Below are 16818 nucleotides of genomic sequence, written 5' to 3' on the forward strand. Positions count from 1 at the left end.
GGGCTTTCTGGGTGGCGGGATGGGGATGGGGGAGGGGGTCAGCGCTGCGGCAGGGCAAAGCCGGCGATGAAGGCGCCCAGCGCGTCGGTGGCCGTCAGCGGCAGGACGTGGGCCACGTATTGGTCGGGGCGCACCAGCACGATGGCGCCCTGGCGGTCGATGCCGCGCACATCGAAGATGTCGTCGCCGGGCGTGGTGGCGTACACGCCCTCGTAGTCGATCAGGCCATGGGCGCCGATGCGCGGCAGGAAGACGGCGGGCACCTGGCCCAGATCGACCGCGGTGTGCTCCTGCTGGTAGATCAGCTTGAGCTCGAACCAGGCGTTGGCGTCCAGGCCCGCCGGCGTGAAGCCGCGCACCGGCGACTGGGGCGAGTGGGCCAGCCAGTCGGCCAGGGTCTTGACGGCCGAGTCGGCGCCGGCCGGCGCCGCGTCGGCAAACACATAGAGGCGCCAGCGGCCGTCGGCGCGCGCCTCGTGGCCGATCTGCAGCGCCGCGCCGTCGGCCACGCGGGTGGCCCGGGCCGAGCGAAAGCGCTTGCCGATCGGGTAGCCGGTGGCCAGCGCCTGGTGCTGCGCGGAGCCCGTGATCATGGAGGGCTGGTACTGCGTCATGAAGCCCTGGGCGAACTCGGTGATCTGCAGGTAGCCCTGCTCCAGCTCGCTGGTGTCCCGGGCCTCGCCGGGCGGCTTGGCCATGATGGAGGCCCAGCGCTTGTCGAAGGCGATGATGTCCTGGCCGATACGCTGGCGCTCGGTGGAATAGGTGGACAGCAGGCGCGCGGGGCTGCGGCCCTGCAGCACGTGGGCCAGCTTCCAGCCCAGGTTGAAGCCGTCCTGCATGGACACGTTCATGCCCTGGCCGGCCTTGGCGCTGTGCGTGTGGCTGGCGTCGCCGGCGATGAACACGCGCGGCGCCCGCTGGCCCGCGTGCCCGGCCGGCACGTCGTCGAAGCGGTCGCACACGCGGTGGCCCACCTCGTACACGCTGTACCAGGCCACCTCGCGCACGTCCAGCGTGTAGGGGTGCATGATCTTTTGCGCGCGGGCAATCGTCTGCTCCACCGTGGTCTGGCGCACCGCGGCACGGGCGCTGGGGTCCACGTCGCCCAGGTCGACGTAAAAGCGCACCATGTGCCCGCCTTCGCGCGGAATCAGCAGGATGCTGCCGTCCTGCTGGGACTGGATGGCGCATTTGACGCGGATGTCCGGGAAGTCGGTGACGGCCAGCACGTCCATCACGCCCCAGGCGTGGTTGGAGCTGTCGCCCGAGGGCGTGCAGCCGATGGCGCCGCGCACCCGGCTGTGCGCGCCGTCGGCGCCCACCACGTAGCGCGCGCGCACGCGGCGGGTCTGGCCCTTGCGGGGGCCGCCGCTGTGGACCAGCGTGACGGTGACGGGGTACTCGCCCGCGTCGGCCACCTGCAGGTCCTGGAACTCCAGACCCCAGTCCGGCGCCATGCGCGTGGGGGCGTTGGCCATGGCCTCGGCAAAGTAGTCCAGCACGCGCGCCTGGTTGACGGTGATGTGCGGAAACTCGCTGACGCCGTTGGGGTCCTCCAGCACGCGCGAGGTGCGCACGATGCGCTCGGGGGCCTGGGGGTCCGGCTTCCAGAAGGCGGTCTCGACGATCAGGCAGCCCTCGGCCACGATGCGGTCGGCAAAGCCGAAGGCCTGGAAGGTCTCCACGCTGCGCGGCTGAATGCCGTCGGCCTGGCCCACTTCCAGGCGGCCGCAGCGGCGCTCGACGATGCGGGTGTCGATGTCCGGAAACTGCGCCAGCTGGGCGGCGGCGAGTATGCCCGCCGGCCCGGCGCCGACGATCAGCACGTCGACCCGATCGGGCAGGTCGGTGGGGCGGTCGATGCCGCTGCCCTGGGCCGGCTGGATGCGCGGGTCGCCGGACACGTAGCCTTGGTGGTGGAACTTCACGGCATTGCCTCTCGTCGGGGTTCGGTGTTGGATGTGGCGCCGGCGCCCAGCCAGGCGTCCAGCGCGGCGTCGTCGCGCAGCAGCGCGTCGCTGGGGCCGGCGTGCACCACGCGCCCGCGCTCGAGCACCAGCGCCTGGCGCGTGATGGGCAGGATTTGGCGCGCGTGCTGCTCGACCAGGATCACGGCCATGCTGCCGGAGCGCACCATGCGGTCGATGATGTGCAGCAGCTCCTGCACGATGATGGGCGCCAGCCCTTCCAGCGGCTCGTCCAGCAGCAGCACCTTGGGGTTGAGCATGAGCGCGCGGCCCATGGCCAGCATCTGCTGCTCGCCGCCGGAGAGCTGGTTGCCCATGTTGGCGCGGCGCTCCTGCAGGCGCGGAAACATCTCGTACACCCGGGCCAGGTTCCACTCGCCCGGCCGCGCCACGACGGTGAGGTTCTCCTCCACCGTGAGCGAGCGGAAGATGTCGCGTTCCTGCGGCACCCAGCCCAGGCCGGCGCGGGCGCGCCGGTGGCTGGGCAGCGTGGCGATGTCGCGGTCCCCGAAGTGGATGCGGCCGCGCCGCAGGCGCGTGGCGCCCATCAGGGTCGCCAGCAGGGTGGTCTTGCCCATGCCGTTGCGCCCCAGCAGGGCCAAGCTGTCGCCGGCCTCCAGGGTGAACGACACGTCCTCCAGGATGATGGCGTCGCCGTAGCCGGCCCACACCTGCTCCATGCGCAGCCGTTCAGCCATGCGACTCTCCCAGGTAGACCTCTTTCACGCGCGGGTGCCGGGCGATCATGTCGGGCGCGCCTTCGACCAGGATCGCGCCCGAGACCAGCACCGAGATGCGCTCGGCAAAACGGAACACCAGGTTCATGTCGTGCTCGATCAGCAGGATGGTCACTTCGCGCGGCAGCTCGGCAATGGTCTCGAACAGCTCCTGGCTTTCGCTGGTGGGCACGCCGGCAGCGGGCTCGTCCAGCAGCAGCACCTTGGGGCGCATGGCCAGCGCCAGCGCGATCTCGATCAGGCGTTGGCGGCCGTAGGCCAGGTTGCGCGTGCGCGCGTAGGCGTCGGGCAGCAGCTTCAGGCGCTCCAGGATGGCGGCCGCCTGGTCCACCACCTCGCCGTGTCCGGCCAGCGGCTTCCACCCGTGCGTGCCCAGGCCTTGTTGCTCGCTGACGGCCATGGCCACCGACTCGAGCACCGTCATGTTGGCAAACAGCTGGTTGATCTGGAAGGTGCGCACTAGGCCCTGGCGGCAGCGCTCGTGCTGCGCCATGGCGGTCACGTCCTGGCCCAGCAGCTCGACCCGGCCGGCGGTGGGCTCCAGGTAGCCGGTCAGCAGGTTGATCAGCGTCGTCTTGCCGGCGCCGTTGGGCCCGATGAGGGCATGGCGCGCGCCCGGCTCGACCACCAGGTTGACGTGGTCGGTGGCGACAAAGCCGCCGAAGGTGCGCACCAGGCCGTGCGTTTGAAGCGCTGGCGCGTGCAACACGCCCCCACGCTCCGCGGCTGCGCCTGCTGCGCCGCCCCCCGAGGGGGCCTTCGCGCCTTGGGATGGCCCGGCGGCGCTCATGCTGCGCTCTCCGCGCGCTGGCGCGCCTGCGCCCGCTGGCGGCGCGACTCGATCCATTGCTGCGCCGTGCCCAGGATACCGCCGCGCGCGAACAGCACCAGCAGCACCAGGATCAGGCCCAGCCAGAACTGCCAGTACTGCGGGTTCAGGTCCGACAGCTGGTCGTGCAGCACCACGAACACGACGGCCCCGATCAGCCCGCCGTACAGGTGGCCGGCGCCGCCCAGGATCAGGATCAGGAGCAGGTCGGCCGAGCGCTGAAAGCTCAGCACGTCGAGCGAGACGAACTGGTTGGTCTGCGCCAGCAGTGCCCCGGCCACGCCGGCATAGGCCGCGCCGATGGTGTAGATCTTGACCAGGCGGCGATTGACCGGCACGCCCAGCGCGGGCATGCGCAGCGCGTTCATGCGGATGCCGCGCAGGCTCTGGCCGAAGGGCGAATGCACCAGCCGGCGCGCCAGCCAGAACAGCACGAACAGCACGACGACCGAATAGATGTAGCCCGCGCGGCCGAACATGTCGAAGTCGAACACGCCCAGGATGGGGCCGATGGTGATGCCGGGCAGGCCGTCCACGCCGCCGGTGATGCGCGTCAGCTTGTTGGCCAGCTCGAAGAACATCAGCGCCACGCCCAGCGTGACCATCAGGCGCGACAGGTCGTTGCCGCGCAGCAGCAGGAAGCTGCTGAGAAAGCCGACGATGCCGGCGAACAGCGCGCCCAGCAGCAGGCCCAGCAGCGGGTCGCTCCAGCCGTGCGAGCCCATCAGCCCGACGGTGTAGGCGCCCACGCCGAAGAAGGCCGCGTGGCCCAGCGAGATCACGCCGGCGTAGCCGAAGATCAGGTCGAGCGACAGCGCGAACAGCCCGGTGATGGCGATCTGGCTGAGCAGCAGGTAGTTGCCCGGAAAGGCGAAGTAGGCCAGCACCGGCAGGCACCAGAAGGCGTATTCGAGCGGTTTCCAGTTTGCCGAGCGCCGAAAGCGGGCCAGCGCGTCGGCGTTCGCCGCGCCGCGAATCGAGGTCGTCATGCAGGGGCCTCTTTATTTGTGGGCACGGCCGAACAGGCCATGGGGGCGAAAGATCAGGGTGGCCACCATGACGGCGTAGATGATGAAGGCGCCGATCTGCGGGATGTAGTACTTGCCCACCACGTCGGCCACGCCCAGCAGGATGGCGGCGTACAGCGAGCCCAGGATGTTGCCGCTGCCGCCCACCGAAACAACGATCAGAAAGTACACCAGGTACTTGACCGGAAACTCCGGGTCCAGCCCCAGCATCTCCACCCCCAGCGCGCCACCCAGGCCGGCCAGGGCCGAGCCCAGGGCGAAGGTCAGGCTGAACACGCGGCTGACGTTGATGCCCATGCCGCGCGCCACGCGCTGGTTGTCGACCGCGGCGCGCAGGCGGGCGCCGAACGCGGTCTTGACGACCGACCACTGCAGGCCGAAAGCCACCGCCAGGCCGACGATGACCAGAAACAGGCGGTACACCCCGACGTCCAGGCCCGGCAGGTGGATTTGCCCCTTCAGGAAGTCCGGCAGGTGCAGCGGCTGCTGCTGGGCGCCGAAGAAGTAGTGCGCGGCGGCCACCGCCATGAAGACCAGGCCCAGCGAGAACAGTACCTGGTCGAGGTCGGAGGCGGCGTACAGGCGCCGGTACAGCGTGCGCTCCAGCACGATGCCGACCAGCGCCGGCACCAGCACCGCGAACGGCAGGGTGGCCAGAAAGGGCACGCCGTAGTCGTTCAGCAGCACCACGCAGGCGTAGCCGCCGATCATGGCGAAGGCGCCGTGCGCCAGGTTGACGAAGTTCATCAAGCCCAGAGTCACCGACAGGCCGACGCTGATCAGAAACAGCAGCATGCCGGAGGCGATGCCGTCGAAGAGGATCGTCATGGTTGTTCCCTGGGAGCTTGCACCGCCCTCCGGGTCAGGGCGTCTGCGGGTTGACGGCCTTGAAGGTGTCGAACTCCACGTTCTTGAGCACGCCGTTCACGCGCTCGAGCTTGCGGATGTACTCGTTCTGGACGATGTCGCGCGTCTGCGGGTCGATCTCGACCGGGCCGCGCGGGCTGGTCCACTTCAGGCCCTTGACGGCGGCGATGAAGGCATCGCCGCTGGCGTCGCCCTTGGTTTTCTTCAGCGCCTCGTAGATCACGTGCATGCCGTCGTAGCCGCCCACCGCCATGAAGTTGGGGCGGTCGTCCTTGTAGGCCTTGGCGTAGGCGGCGGTGAAGGCCTTGTTCTCGGGCGAGTCGTGCGCGTCGGAGTAGTGGAAGGCGGTGATGAAGCCCAGGGCGGCGTCGCCCAGCGCGGCCAGCGAGCTTTCGTCCGTCATGTCGCCGGGGCCCATTTCCTTGATGCCCAGCTTGTCCAGGCCCAGCTCGCGAAAGCCCTTGGACAGCGCCACCATGGAGCTGCCGGGCGGCACGAAGAAGTAGGCCGCGTCGGGCTTGGCGTCCTTCAGGCGCTGCAGGAAGGGCGAGTAGTCGGTGGTGTTCACCGGCGTGCGAACCTCGCCGACGATCTTGCCGCCCAGGCTGGTGAAGGTCTTGGTGAACTGCGCCTGCGAGTCGTGGCCCGGGCCGTAGTCGGCGACCACGATGTAGGCGCTGCCGACCTTGTTGGCGTGCGCCCACTGCGCCATGGCCCAGGCGCTTTGCGGCATGGTCATGGAGGTGCGCACGATGTAGGGCGACTTCTCGACCACCGAGGCGGTGGCCGCGTTCATCACCACCATCGGCACCTTGGCCTCGGTGGCCAGCGGCGCGGCCGAGAAGGCGTTGGGCGTGAGGTCGTAGCCGGCCAGGATGTCGACCTTGTCGTTGATGATGAGCTGCTGCGACTCGCGCTTGGCGATCTGCGGCGCGATGCCGGTGTCGTCCTTGACGATCAGCTTGACCTTGCGGCCCGCCACGGTGTCGCCGTGCTCGGCCATGTACAGGTCGATGCCGCGGCGAATCTGCTTGCCGTAGTCGGCGTAGGGCCCGGAGATCGACAGCACCAGGCCGATCTTCAGGTCCTTGGCCTGCGCCGGGCCGAAGGCCAGGGCGGCGCCCAGCGCGAGGGCGGCGACGCCCAGGGTCTTGCTCAGTCTCATGTCGTTCTCCTTGGTTGGCGGATCAAAAGGGTGGGTGTCGTCGGTCAGGCGTTCAGCTGCTGCTCCAGCTGCTGCAGCACCTCGTAGCAGGGTAGGACCTGGGCGACGCTGGCGTTGGGCTCGCGCCCCTCGCGGATGGCGGCGAAGAACTCGCGGTCCTGCAGCTCGATGCCGTTCATCGACACCGCGACGCTGGACACGTCGATTTTCTCTTCCTTGCCGTTCACCAGGTCGTCGTAGCGCGCGATGTAGGTGGCGCTGTCGCCGATGTAGCGGAAGAAGGTGCCCAGCGGCCCATCGTTGTTGAAGCTGAGGCTGAGCGTGCAGATGGCGCCGCTGGCGGCCTTGAGCTGGATGCTCATGTCCATGGCGATACCCAGCTCGGGGTGGACAGGCCCCTGCAGCGCGTTGGCCTGCACGATGGGGCTGCCGGCCTGGTAGGCGAACAGGTCGACCGTGTGCGCGGCGTGGTGCCACAGCAGGTGGTCGGTCCAGCTGCGCGGCTGGCCCAGCGCGTTCGTGTTGGTGCGGCGAAAGAAGTAGGTCTGCACGTCCATCTGCTGGAGGTGGAATGCGCCCGCCGCGATTTTCTGGTGCACGTACTGGTGGCTGGGGTTGAAGCGGCGCGTGTGGCCGCACATGGCCACGCGGCCGGCCTTGCGCTGCGCGTCGAGCACGCGCTGGCCGTCGGCCAGCTTGTCGCACAGCGGAATCTCGACCTGCACGTGCTTGCCGGCCTGCAGGCACGCGATGGCCTGCGCCGCATGCATCTGCGTGGGCGTGCACAGGATCACCGCGTCGACGTCGGGCCGCGCCAGGCTCTCGGCCAGGTCGGTGGCCACGTGGGCGATGCCGTACTTGTCGGCCACCGCCTGCGTGGGTTCGCGGCGGCGCCCGACCAGGGACACCACCTCGACGCCGTCGATGTTCCGGATGCCGTCCAGGTGCTTGATGCCGAAGGCGCCGGCGCCGGCCAGCGCGACCTTGATGGGTTGAGTCATGATGCTTCTCGTTTGATAGCTGTTGGCGCTTGTTGGGTGCGGGCTATCAGCCTATCAGGCTTGGTTTTCGAGTATGAGGTGGCCGACGGCGGTGTTCGAGGCCGGCACGTGGTAGAAGCGGTGCGCCACGCGCGGCGCGCGTCCGCCGCCCGCGTCGGCCATGGCGCCGCGGGCGATCAGCCACATCACCAGCTCGATGCCCTCGCTGCCGGCCTCGCGCACGTAGTCGATGTGGGGCATGGCCGACAAGTCCTGCGGGTCGGCGATCAGCCTGTCGAGGAAGGCGTTGTCCCACGCGCGGTTGATCAGGCCGGCGCGCGGGCCCTGCAACTGGTGGCTCATGCCGCCGGTGCCCCAGACCTGCACGTTCAGCGGCTCGTCGAAGCTCTCGATGGCGCGGCGGATGGCCTGCCCCAGGGCGAAGCAGCGCGCGCCCGAGGGCACGGGGTACTGCACCACGTTGACGTGGAATGGGATCACCCGGCACGGCCATTCCGCGGGCGTGCCGAACATCAGGTTCATGGGCACCGTCAGGCCGTGGTCCACCTTCAGCTCGTTGACCAGGGTCAGGTCGAACCCCTGCTGGATGACCGACTGGGCGATGTGCGAGGCCAGCTCGGGGTGGCCGTACAGCTTGGGCACCGGGCGCGCGCCGTAGCCCTCGTCGGCGGGCTCGAACTCGGCCGCCGTGCCGATGGCGAAGGTGGGAATCACGCTCAGGTCGAAGTTGGTGGCGTGGTCGTTGTAGACCAGGAACACCACGTCCGGCCGATGCGCCTTCATCCACGCCTTGCTGGGCTCGAAGCCGGCGAACATGGGCGCCCAGTAGGGTTCGGCCGTCTTGCCATGATCGATCGCCGCGCCGATGGCCGGCACGTGCGAGGCGTACACCGAGGCGCTGATGCGCGCGTGGCCGCTTGCTCCTTGTTTGGGAGCATCGTGCGCTTTCTGCACGGCCGCTGCAAGGCGATTTTGTGCCTGCTTCTCCCAGTCCTGCCAGGCCGCGCTCTGGGTGACCGGGCCCTGCGCGTCGCCGTGCTCGCCCACCACGCGGTTGCCCTCGGGGCTGCGCCCGCCGGCCACCATCATGGCGCGGTACTGCTGCTCGGTCATGCCGGTCATGCTGCCGGCCATCTGCTGGAAGCTCAGGCCGTCGGTGGCGCCCAGCTTGGACAGGAAGTAGATGTTGCCGCCGGTGCGCATCATCCAGTTGAGATCGCGCGCGCGCACCGCCGCCTTCTGCTCGTCGGTCATGGGCCATTCGGCCAGGTAGGCGTCCTCGTCCTGCTTGAAGCGGGTGCGGTTCTCGGCCTTCATCAGGCTCATGCAGAACTGGTTGAGCCAGTAGCCCTTGCGGCTCTGGTCGGCATCGAAGATGGTGGTGCCGGGGACGTCGAGATAGGGTTTGTTCAGGGACACGGTCAGGCCTCCTCGGGCCAGTACAGGCGCATGGGGTTGTCCACCAGCAGCTTGCGCTGCAGCTCGGCGGTCGGCGCGATGTGCGGGATGAAGTCCACCAGCAGCCCGTCGTCGGGCATGTGCTGCTTGAGGTTGGGGTGCGGCCAGTCGGTGCCCCACAGCACGCGGTCGGGAAACGCCTCCACGATGCGGCGCGCGAACGGCACCACGTCGCGGTAGGCGGCGCGTTCGCCGTCCAGCGCCGGCGGGCCGCTCACCGACAGGCGCTCGGGGCAGCTCACCTTGCTCCACACGTTGGCGTGCTCGCGCATGAACCGGATGAACAGCTCGAACTCGGGACCGTCGACCGGCTTGCTCACGTCGGGCCGGCCCATGTGATCGACCACCACCGTGGTGGGCAGCGCGGTGAAGAAGTCCCACAGCTCGGGCAGGTCGACCGCCTCGAAGTAGATCACCACGTGCCAGCCCAGCCGGGCGATGCGGCCGGCGATGTCCATCAGCTCATCGCGCGGCGTGAAGTCCACCAGGCGCTTGACGAAGTTGAAGCGCACGCCGCGCACGCCGGCCGCGTGCAAGCGCTGCAGCTCGGCGTCGCTCACGTCGCGGCGCACGGTGGCCACGCCGCGCGCATTGCCCTGGGCGGCCTGCAGCGCATCGACCAGCGCGCGGTTGTCGGCGCCGTGGCAGGTGGCCTGCACGACCACGTTGCGCGCAAAGCCCAGGTGGTCGCGCAGCGCGAACAGCTGCGCCTTGCCGGCGTCGCAGGGCGTGTACTTGCGCTCGGGCGCATAGGGAAACTGCGCACCCGGGCCGAACACGTGGCAATGCGCGTCGACGCTGCCGGGGGGCAGCGCAAAGCGCGGCCGGCTCGGGCCGTCGTACCAGTCCAGCCAGCCCGCTGTCTTGGTGAAATCACCGCTCGTCGGCTTGGTCATTGCGTACCTTGCTTCAATCGATGTAGCGCAGGCCGGCCTGGGCCAGGCCTTCGCGCATCTTGTAATAGTCCAGCCCCAGCACGCCGCTGGCGAAGATCTCGCGCTTGCCGGTCTCGTTGGCCTCGCGCTTTTGCGCGGCCTCGAGCGTCTGCGCGGCGCGCGCGGCGGGCACGCAGACGATGCCGTCGTCGTCGGCCACGATCACGTCGCCGGGCGTGACCAGCATGCCGGCGCAGACGATGGGGATGTTGACCGAGCCCGGCGTGGCCTTGATGGTGCCCTTGGCGCTGATGGCCTTGCTCCAGACCGGAAAGCCCATTTCGTGCAGGGTGCGCACGTCGCGCACGCCGGCGTCGATGATGAGCGCCCGCGCGCCGCGCGCCTTGAAGCTGGTGGCCAGCAGGTCGCCGAAGTAGCCGTCGGTGCATTCGGCGGTGACGGTGGCCACCACGATGTCGCCCGGCTGGATCTGCTCGGCGGCCACGTGCATCATCCAGTTGTCGCCCGGCTGCAGCAGCACGGTGACCGCCGTGCCCGACACCTGCGCGCCCGGGTAGATGGGGCGCATGTAGGGCTTGAGCAGGCCCACGCGGCCCATGGCCTCGTGCACCGTGGCGCTGCCGAAGTGCGCCAGCGCGTCGGCCGCCGCGCGGTCGGCGCGTTGGATGTTTCGATAGACGACGCCCAGTTCGTACATGGCTTATTTCCCCTTTGCTTTCAGAGCGGCGTCCAGGCGCGGATACACGCGCCGCGCATTGCCTTCGTAGATCTTGTGGCGCTGTTCGTCGCTGAGATGGGCGGTGGCCTGCACGTAGCGCCTGGTGTCGTCGTAGTGGTGGCCGGTCTCGGGGTCGATGCCGCGCACCGCGCCGATCATTTCGCTGGCAAACAGGATGTTGTCCACCGGGATCACCTTCATCAGCAGGTCGATGCCCGGCTGGTGGTACACGCAGGTGTCGAAGAACACGTTGTGCAGCAGGTGCTCGGTGAGCAGGGGTTTCTTCAGCTCCTGCGCCAGGCCGCGGTAGCGGCCCCAGTGGTAGGGCGCGGCGCCGCCGCCGTGCGGGATGACGAACCTGAGCGTGGGAAAGTCCTTGAACAGCTCGCCCTGGATGAGCTGCATCACCGCCGTGGTGTCGGCGTTGATGTAGTGCGCGCCGGTGGTGTGAAAGCAGGCGTTGCAGCTGGTGCTGACGTGGATCATCGCCGGGATGTCCCACTCGACCATCTTCTCGTAGAGGGGGTACCAGTGGCGGTCGGTCAGCGGCGGGCTCGTCCAGTGGCCGCCGGAAGGGTCGGGGTTGAGGTTGATGGCGACGAAGCCGTAGTCCCTGATGCACCTTTCCAGCTCGGGGATGCAGCTGGCCGGGTCGACGCCGGGCGACTGCGGCAGCATGGCGGCGCCGATGAAGTGCTCGGGAAAGAGCTGGCTCACGCGGTGGCACAGCTCGTTGCAGATGGCCGCCCAGGTGCTGGAGACCTGGAAGTCGCCGATGTGGTGCGCCATGAAGCTGGCGCGCGGGCTGAAGATGGTCAGGTCCGAGCCGCGCTCGCGCATCAGGCGCAGCTGATTGCTTTCGATCGATTCGCGCAGCTCGTCGTCGGAGATCTTCAGCTCGGCCACGCGGGGCATGGCGGCCGGGTCCTGGATGCCGGCGATCTGGCGGTTGCGCCATTCGCCCAGCGCCGCGGGGGCAGTGGTGTAGTGGCCGTGGCAGTCGATGATCATGGTGGGTTCTTCCCGTGCGTGAAGGCGTTACATGAGCGAGCGCTCGGCGAAGTCCAGCGGCAGGCCGACGTAGTTCTCGGCGATGGTGCGCAGGCCGGCCTCGGAGTGGGTCAGGTAGTCCAGTTCGGCGTGCTGGAACTTGGCCGTGATCTGTTCGTCGTGCGGAAAGCGGTGCATCAGCTGCGTGAGCCACCACGAGAAGCGCTCGGCGCGCCAGATGCGGCCCAGGCACTTGCGCGAATAGTCGTCGATGCCGGCCTCGCTCCTGTCGCGGTAGAACTCGACCAGCGCGTTGCTGAGGTACTTGACGTCGGTGGTCGCCAGGTTCAGGCCCTTGGCGCCGGTGGGCGGCACGATGTGGCCGGCGTCGCCCGCCAGGAACATGCGGCCGAAGCGCAGCGGCTCGGTGACGAAGCTGCGCAGCGGGGCGATGCTTTTCTCCAGGCTGGGGCCGGTCACCAGCTTGTCGCGGCCTTCGTCATCCAGGCGCAGCTTCAGCTCCTGCCAGAACGCGTCGTCGCTCCAGTCCTCCACGTGGTTCGTCAGCGGCACCTGCAGGTAGTAGCGGCTGCGCGTCTTGCTGCGCTGGCTGCACAGGGCAAAGCCGCGCGGGCTGTTGATGTAGATCAGCTCGTCGTTGACCGGCGGGGTGTCGGCCAGAAGGCCCAGCCAGCCGAAGGGGTAGACCTTCTCGTATTCGGTGATGGCCGAGCGCGGCGCGCTGGCGCGGCACACGCCGTGGAAGCCGTCGCAGCCGGCGATGAAGTCGCAGTCCAGGCGGTGCGACTGGCCGTCCTTGTCCCAGGTGACGTAGGGGCGGGTGGTGCCGAAGTCGTGCACGGCGGTGTTGCGGGCCTCGTAGACCGTGGGCAGCCCGGCCACGGCGCGCGCCTGCATCAGGTCGTGCGTGACCTCGGTCTGGCCGTACACCATCACGTTCTGGCCGCCGCTGTACCGGTTCAGGTCCACGCGGTGGCGCCGGCCGTCCCACATCAGCTCGATGCCGCCATGCACCAGGCCTTCCTGGTGCATGCGCGCGCCCACGCCGGCCGCGTCCAGCAGGTCGACGCTGACCTGCTCCAGGATGCCGGCGCGGATGCGGCCCAGCACGTAGTCGCCGCTCACGCGCTCGATGATCACGGCGTCGATGCCGGCCTTGTGCAGCAACTGGCCCAGCAGCAGCCCGGACGGGCCGGCGCCGATGATGGCGACCTGGGTCCTCGACGTCTTCGACGTGCTCATGAAGTCTCCTCGTGGCGGCAACGGGGCACGGCGCCTCGTCGATGGGTCATTGTTCAGCAGTGCCGATCGCCCCGCCATCGGCCTGGGACACTAGCAGCTAGATCAAAATGGCATACCTCGCCTCCAGACATCACTCTGCCCATGGATCTGCGTCAACTCGAATACTTCGTGACGGTGGCCGAGCTGGGCAGCTTCAGCCGTGCCGCGCTGACGCTGGACGTGGCCCAGCCGGCGCTCAGCCGCCAGGTGCGCCTGCTGGAGGTGGAGCTGCGCCAGAACCTGCTGCAGCGCCACGGCCGCGGCGCCGTGCCCACCGAGGCGGGCCAGGTGCTGCTGGAGCACGCGCGCGGCATCCTGCACCAGGTGGGGCGCGCCCGCGACGAGTTGGCGCGGCTGCGCGGCGGCCTGACCGGGCGCGTGGCCGTGGGGCTGCCGCCCAGCGTGGCGCGCGCGCTGGCCGTGCCGCTGGTGCGCGCCTTTGGTCGGCAACTGCCCGAGGCGCACCTGTCGATCGCCGAGGCGCTGTCGACCAACATGCAGGAGCAGGTGGCCAGCGGGCGCCTGGACATCGCCGTGCTGTACAACGCCCGGCCCGTGCCGGGCCTGGAGATCGCGCCTCTGGCCATGGACGAGCTGGTGCTGGTGCAGAGCGCGCGCGCGCCGCGCCACGCGCCGCCCGGCACGCCCATCGGCCTGCCGGAGCTGGCGCGCCTGCCGCTGGTGATCCCCAGCCGGCCCAACGCCATCCGCATGCACGTCGAGCACCAGTTGGCCGCCCTTGGCGTCCAGCCCCAGGTGGCGCTGGAGATCGACGGCGTGGCGGCCATCCTCGACCTGGTGGCCGATGGCGCCGGCTGCGCGGTGCTGTCGCGCCACGCGCTGGCGGCGGGCGCCCGGCCCGCGATCTTCCAGCTGCGCTCGATCGAGACCGGCCCGGGCCAAAGCCTGCGGATCCCGCTGTTCACGGCGCTGAGCCCGCTGCGCCCGGCCACCGGCGCCCAGCGCGCGGTGCTGGCCCTGCTGCAGGAGCTGGCGCCGCAATACCTGGGCTGAAGGTGTGAACGATCCCGCCGCCCGCAAGATGACCGACACTTGAGCACCGATCGATGCCCGACGGCCGCCGCTGGCGCGGCGGGGCACGCGACTGACGAGGTTCCAACCATGATGCTGCAAGCCGACGACTGCCAACTGGTGCTGGTCGATTTCCAGGCCCGCCTGATGCCCGCCATCCACGAGGGGCCGGCCGTGCTGGCCAACGCACGCCGCCTGGCGCAGATGGCGCGCTGGCTGCAGGTGCCGGTGTGGGCCACCGAGCAGGTGCCCGCCAAGCTGGGCGCCACCGACGAGGCGCTGGCCGCGCTGTGCGAGCGCATCGTCGCCAAGACGGCGTTCAGCGGCGCGGCCGCGCTGCAAGCCCTGCTGGCGCCGCCGGCGCCCGCGGCGCGCGGCAACGCCCGCAGCCTGCCCAAGCACCTGCAAAAGCCGGCCCCTGCCGCGCCCGAGCGCGGCACCCTGGTGCTGGCCGGCTGCGAGGCGCACGTGTGCCTGCTGCAGACCGCGCTGGATTTGCTGGAGCAGGACTGGGACGTGTGGGTGGTGACGGACGCCTGCGGCTCGCGCAGCGAGCGCAACCGCGACGCCGCCTACGACCGCCTGGCCAGCGCCGGCGGCGAGCTGGTCAGCACCGAGATGGTGGGTTTCGAGTGGCTGGGCGACGCCGGTCATCCCCGTTTCCGGGACTGGCAGGCCTTGATCCGGTAGCCGTCAGGTCGTTGTCAATATCCCGAGCCTATCATCGGGCAGAGCGGGGCATGTGACCCCATGAAAGGAGACACGAGATGAGCGGCAACCCCCGTGGCAATTACGAGCAGGCCTTTGCGGCAGCGCTGTCCGACCCGGCGGCATTCTGGGCCGACAAGGCCGAGGGCATCGACTGGATCAAGCGCTGGGACCGCGTCATCGACGACACGCGCAAGCCCTTTTACCGCTGGTTTGCCGGCGGCGTGCTCAACACCTGCTACAACTGCGTCGACCGCCACGTCGAAAAAGGCCGGGGCGAGCAGCTGGCGCTGGTCTACGACAGCCCGCTGGCCCAGACCCAGCGCAAGAAGATCACCTACCGCGAGCTGCAGGCCCTGACCGCGCGCTGCGCCGGCGCCCTGCTGGCGATGGGGGTGAAGAAGGGCGACACCGTCATCATCTACATGCCCATGGTGCCCGAGGCGGTGGTGGCCATGCTGGCCTGCGCGCGCATCGGCGCCGTGCACTCGGTGGTGTTCGGCGGCTTTGCCGCGCCCGAGTTGGCCAAGCGCGTGGTCGACGCCAAGCCGGCGGCCATGATCTCGGCCTCGTGCGGCCTGCTGCCGGGGCGCAGCGTGCCCTACAAGCCGCTGCTGGACGAGGCGCTGCGGATCGCCGGCGTGCCGCAACTGCCGTGCCTGATCCTGCAGCGCCCCGAGCTGAAGGCCGACATGGTGGCCGGGCGCGACATCGACTGGGACGAGGCCATGGCCCGCGCCCAGCCGGCCGACTGCGTGCCCGTGGCCGCCACCGACCCGCTGTACGTCATCTACACCTCGGGCACCACCGGCAAGCCCAAGGGCGTGGTGCGCGACAACGGCGGCCACGCCGTGGCGCTGCGCTGGTCGATGGAGGCCGTCTACGGGGCCAAGCCGGGCGACGTGTTCTGGGCCGCGTCCGACGTCGGCTGGGTGGTGGGCCACTCCTACATCGTCTACGCGCCGCTGCTGCAGGGCTGCACCACCATCCTGTACGAGGGCAAGCCGGTGGGCACGCCCGACGCCGGCGCCTTCTGGCGCCTGTGCGAGGAGCACAAGGTGAACGTGCTGTTCACCGCGCCGACGGCGTTTCGCGCCATCAAGAAGGAAGACCCCAGCGGCGCGCTGGTCAAGAAATACGACATGTCGGCGTTCCGCATGCTGTTTCTGGCCGGCGAGCGGGGCGATCCGGACACCATCGAGTGGGCCGGCAAGATCCTGGGCGTGCCGGTGATCGACAACTGGTGGCAGACCGAGCTGGGCTGGCCCGCCCTCAGCAACTGCATGGGCATCGAGCCGCTGCCGGTGCGGCCCGGCTCGCCCACCAAGCCGGTGCCCGGCTTCGACATCCGCATCCTCGACGAGGAGGGCCGCGACAAGGGGGCCGACGACATCGGCAGCCTGGTGATCAAGCTGCCGCTGCCGCCCGGCAGCCTGACCACGCTGTGGAACAACGACGACGGCTTCGTCGAGACCTACCTGGCGCGCTACCCGGGCTACTACCTGTCGGGCGACGCCGGGTATTTCGATGCCGACGGCTACGGCTGGGTGATGGCGCGCATCGACGACATCATCAACGTGGCCGGCCATCGCCTGTCCACCGGGCAGATGGAGGAAATCCTGTCCGCCCACCCGGCCGTGGCCGAGGCCGCCGTGGTCGGCGTGGCCGATGCGCTCAAGGGCCAGGTGCCGGTCGGGCTGGTGGTGCTCAAGTCGGGCGTGGCGCAGCCCGAGGCCGAGATCTGCGCCGAGCTGGTGGCCAAGGTGCGTGCCCAGCTCGGCGCCGTGGCCGACTTCAAGAGCGTGCAGGTGATCGCGCGGCTGCCCAAGACGCGCTCGGGCAAGGTGCTGCGCGTGACCATCCGCAGCATGGCCGACGGCGACGCGCTGAAGGTGCCGGCCACCATCGAGGACGACACCGTGCTGCCCGAGATCTCGGCGGCGCTCAAGAGCCTGGGCTACCCCCGCCCGCACGCCTGATGGCGGCCCCGGCGCATGGCCTTGCGCGGGCCGTGCGCCCGCGCGCCGTCGCACGCGCGGCCGATCGGTGGCAGAATTCGACCCTTGCGAAATCCAGGCCCTTCCCAGCCAGTCGCGTCCGCCAACCGGTTCAGCCGT

General features: G+C 69.6%; 15 protein-coding genes. 3 read left to right on the forward strand and 12 right to left on the reverse strand.

What is annotated here, in order from left to right:
- Positions 1-38 precede the first annotated feature (38 nt).
- Genes H6927_09940 through pobA form a run of 12 tightly spaced genes read right to left on the reverse strand, consistent with a single transcriptional unit; the run spans position 39 to position 12922 of the window.
- Positions 39-1931 (reverse strand): FAD-dependent monooxygenase, encoded by a 1893-nt coding sequence (locus H6927_09940; protein MCP5218416.1) that lies wholly within the window; start codon positions 1929-1931, stop codon positions 39-41.
- Positions 1928-2668 carry an ABC transporter ATP-binding protein gene (locus H6927_09945; protein MCP5218417.1) on the reverse strand — a complete coding sequence of 247 codons (741 nt, stop codon included), beginning with the start codon at positions 2666-2668 and terminating at the stop codon, positions 1928-1930. Before H6927_09945 ends, H6927_09940 begins: the two co-directional genes overlap by 4 nt.
- Complete coding sequence (locus tag H6927_09950; GenBank protein ID MCP5218418.1) at positions 2661-3497, reverse strand: ABC transporter ATP-binding protein; 837 nt, start codon at positions 3495-3497, stop codon at positions 2661-2663. Before H6927_09950 ends, H6927_09945 begins: the two co-directional genes overlap by 8 nt.
- A complete protein-coding gene (locus H6927_09955; GenBank protein MCP5218419.1) occupies positions 3494-4525 on the reverse strand; it encodes a branched-chain amino acid ABC transporter permease in 1032 nt (343 codons plus the stop codon). The genes H6927_09950 and H6927_09955 overlap by 4 nt, the downstream gene beginning before the upstream one ends.
- A gap of 12 nt (positions 4526-4537) precedes the next feature.
- The gene (locus tag H6927_09960; GenBank protein MCP5218420.1) at positions 4538-5392 is read right to left on the reverse strand and encodes a branched-chain amino acid ABC transporter permease; all 855 of its coding nucleotides are present in this window, start codon (positions 5390-5392) and stop codon (positions 4538-4540) included.
- Between the two features lie 34 nt (positions 5393-5426).
- Positions 5427-6596 carry an ABC transporter substrate-binding protein gene (locus H6927_09965; GenBank protein MCP5218421.1) on the reverse strand — a complete coding sequence of 390 codons (1170 nt, stop codon included), beginning with the start codon at positions 6594-6596 and terminating at the stop codon, positions 5427-5429.
- Between the two features lie 44 nt (positions 6597-6640).
- Positions 6641-7597 carry a Gfo/Idh/MocA family oxidoreductase gene (locus tag H6927_09970; GenBank protein MCP5218422.1) on the reverse strand — a complete coding sequence of 319 codons (957 nt, stop codon included), beginning with the start codon at positions 7595-7597 and terminating at the stop codon, positions 6641-6643.
- Positions 7598-7651: 54 nt separating this feature from the next.
- Positions 7652-9016: a protocatechuate 4,5-dioxygenase subunit alpha gene (gene ligA, locus H6927_09975; GenBank protein ID MCP5218423.1), complete on the reverse strand. Its 1365-nt coding sequence runs from the start codon at positions 9014-9016 to the stop codon at positions 7652-7654.
- Between the two features lie 2 nt (positions 9017-9018).
- Positions 9019-9951 carry an amidohydrolase family protein gene (locus tag H6927_09980; GenBank protein ID MCP5218424.1) on the reverse strand — a complete coding sequence of 311 codons (933 nt, stop codon included), beginning with the start codon at positions 9949-9951 and terminating at the stop codon, positions 9019-9021.
- Between the two features lie 13 nt (positions 9952-9964).
- Positions 9965-10648, reverse strand: coding sequence for a 4-carboxy-4-hydroxy-2-oxoadipate aldolase/oxaloacetate decarboxylase (gene ligK, locus H6927_09985; protein ID MCP5218425.1), 684 nt, complete (start codon positions 10646-10648; stop codon positions 9965-9967).
- Between the two features lie 3 nt (positions 10649-10651).
- Positions 10652-11680 (reverse strand): amidohydrolase, encoded by a 1029-nt coding sequence (locus H6927_09990; protein ID MCP5218426.1) that lies wholly within the window; start codon positions 11678-11680, stop codon positions 10652-10654.
- Between the two features lie 27 nt (positions 11681-11707).
- Entirely contained in the window at positions 11708-12922 is a 1215-nt protein-coding gene (pobA, locus tag H6927_09995) for a 4-hydroxybenzoate 3-monooxygenase (GenBank protein MCP5218427.1), read from the reverse strand.
- A gap of 141 nt (positions 12923-13063) precedes the next feature.
- On the opposite strand from pobA, the gene H6927_10000 reads away from it, so the two are divergent.
- The 3 genes from H6927_10000 (at position 13064) to H6927_10010 (ending at position 16680) form a co-directional block, all read left to right on the forward strand.
- Positions 13064-13975 carry a LysR family transcriptional regulator gene (locus tag H6927_10000; GenBank protein MCP5218428.1) on the forward strand — a complete coding sequence of 304 codons (912 nt, stop codon included), beginning with the start codon at positions 13064-13066 and terminating at the stop codon, positions 13973-13975.
- Between the two features lie 108 nt (positions 13976-14083).
- Positions 14084-14683, forward strand: coding sequence for an isochorismatase family protein (locus H6927_10005; GenBank protein ID MCP5218429.1), 600 nt, complete (start codon positions 14084-14086; stop codon positions 14681-14683).
- 77 nt (positions 14684-14760) lie between these two features.
- A complete protein-coding gene (locus H6927_10010) occupies positions 14761-16680 on the forward strand; it encodes an AMP-binding protein (GenBank protein ID MCP5218430.1) in 1920 nt (639 codons plus the stop codon).
- The last annotated feature ends 138 nt before the right edge of the window (positions 16681-16818 follow it).

The sequence above is a fragment of the Burkholderiaceae bacterium genome (assembly GCA_024235995.1).
Classification (GTDB): domain Bacteria; phylum Pseudomonadota; class Gammaproteobacteria; order Burkholderiales; family Burkholderiaceae_C; genus Ottowia.

Excerpts from the sequence above, each read along its gene's own strand:
- H6927_09945 (MCP5218417.1), bottom strand. The coding sequence starts at position 2,668 with ATGGCTGAACGGCTGCGCATGGAGCAGGTGTGGGCCGGCTACGGCGAC.
- H6927_09965 (MCP5218421.1), bottom strand. The coding sequence starts at position 6,596 with ATGAGACTGAGCAAGACCCTGGGCGTCGCCGCCCTCGCGCTGGGCGCC.
- H6927_09980 (MCP5218424.1), bottom strand. The coding sequence starts at position 9,951 with ATGACCAAGCCGACGAGCGGTGATTTCACCAAGACAGCGGGCTGGCTG.
- H6927_09950 (MCP5218418.1), bottom strand. The coding sequence starts at position 3,497 with ATGAGCGCCGCCGGGCCATCCCAAGGCGCGAAGGCCCCCTCGGGGGGC.
- H6927_09960 (MCP5218420.1), bottom strand. The coding sequence starts at position 5,392 with ATGACGATCCTCTTCGACGGCATCGCCTCCGGCATGCTGCTGTTTCTG.
- H6927_10005 (MCP5218429.1), top strand. The coding sequence starts at position 14,084 with ATGATGCTGCAAGCCGACGACTGCCAACTGGTGCTGGTCGATTTCCAG.
- H6927_09955 (MCP5218419.1), bottom strand. The coding sequence starts at position 4,525 with ATGACGACCTCGATTCGCGGCGCGGCGAACGCCGACGCGCTGGCCCGC.
- pobA (MCP5218427.1), bottom strand. The coding sequence starts at position 12,922 with ATGAGCACGTCGAAGACGTCGAGGACCCAGGTCGCCATCATCGGCGCC.
- H6927_10010 (MCP5218430.1), top strand. The coding sequence starts at position 14,761 with ATGAGCGGCAACCCCCGTGGCAATTACGAGCAGGCCTTTGCGGCAGCG.
- ligK (MCP5218425.1), bottom strand. The coding sequence starts at position 10,648 with ATGTACGAACTGGGCGTCGTCTATCGAAACATCCAACGCGCCGACCGC.
- H6927_10000 (MCP5218428.1), top strand. The coding sequence starts at position 13,064 with ATGGATCTGCGTCAACTCGAATACTTCGTGACGGTGGCCGAGCTGGGC.
- H6927_09970 (MCP5218422.1), bottom strand. The coding sequence starts at position 7,597 with ATGACTCAACCCATCAAGGTCGCGCTGGCCGGCGCCGGCGCCTTCGGC.
- H6927_09990 (MCP5218426.1), bottom strand. The coding sequence starts at position 11,680 with ATGATCATCGACTGCCACGGCCACTACACCACTGCCCCCGCGGCGCTG.